Source organism: Natranaeroarchaeum aerophilus, assembly GCF_023638055.1.
In the GTDB taxonomy this organism is placed as follows: domain Archaea; phylum Halobacteriota; class Halobacteria; order Halobacteriales; family Natronoarchaeaceae; genus Natranaeroarchaeum; species Natranaeroarchaeum aerophilum.
In genome coordinates this window covers 1-938 of record NZ_JAKRVY010000031.1, presented here as the reverse complement: position 1 = coordinate 938, position 938 = coordinate 1, and the positions used below count along the sequence as shown (strand labels likewise).

Below are 938 nucleotides of genomic sequence, written 5' to 3'. Positions count from 1 at the left end.
GGCTCTGGTGAATCACTAGACAGCACCGGAACGAACCGTCAGAACTAGGAAGTTGAAGCGGGAAACCGCGATTGTCCAATGTCGAAGATTTCCCGCTTCACGCAGAGAGTAGTGACCTTGGCAAAAAATGCTGTTGGTGGCCGAGGCGAAGTCGCCGCCCCCGAAGGGGGTGGGGGCTTCGCCGACTACGCCGTCGTTTCCTTGCACTGTCTGCGGGTGTATCTCGAACAATCCTACCGCGAAGCACTAGACTGGTTGAGCGAGATGCCACATATTTTGGACGAGATAGGGCTTGAACCGGACGAATTACCCGATCACTCGACGTTAGTCAAGTGGTTTGATAGAATCACGATGGCGGTCTGGCGAGTGCTCCTGCGCCTGTCTGCGCAGGAGCACGAGCCATCAGGTGAGGCCGCCATCGATTCGACGTATTTCGACCGCGAGAACGCCAGCAAACACTACTGCCGCCGCACCAACTATCGTGTCCAGACGCTGAAAACAACCGCGCTCGTGGACACAGACTCCCAAGCTGTGCTGGACGTGCACTGTACGACCGAGAAACGCCACGACACGCAGATTGGCTGGCAGGTCGCCCTCCGCAACGCGGGCGACCTGCACAGCCTCGCTGCAGACAAAGGCTACGACTGGCAGGAGTTACGCGAGAAATTACGCGAAGAAGGCGTGAGACCGCTGATCAAACATCGTGAGTTCCGCCCCATCGATCACGCGCACAACGCGCGGATCGATGCGGCCGCCTATGGCCAACGAGCACTCTCAGAAACAGTATTTTCCACGATCAAGCGCACGCTCGGCCACGCCGTGCGTGCCCGAGCGTGGTACCGAGAATTCCGTGAGATTGTTCTGATGTGTTCGGTCTACAACATCAAACGAGCCGTCACCCACCCGAATTAACTCACGTATGGCGATTCACCAAAGCC

At 57.6% G+C, this 938-nt stretch carries 1 protein-coding gene; it reads left to right on the top strand.

Annotation, left to right across the window (positions count from 1 at the left end; genetic code table 11):
* The first annotated feature begins 78 nt into the window (after positions 1-78).
* Complete coding sequence (locus tag AArcSt11_RS16855; protein WP_250598873.1) at positions 79-912, top strand: IS5 family transposase; 834 nt, start codon at positions 79-81, stop codon at positions 910-912.
* Positions 913-938: the final 26 nt, after the last annotated feature.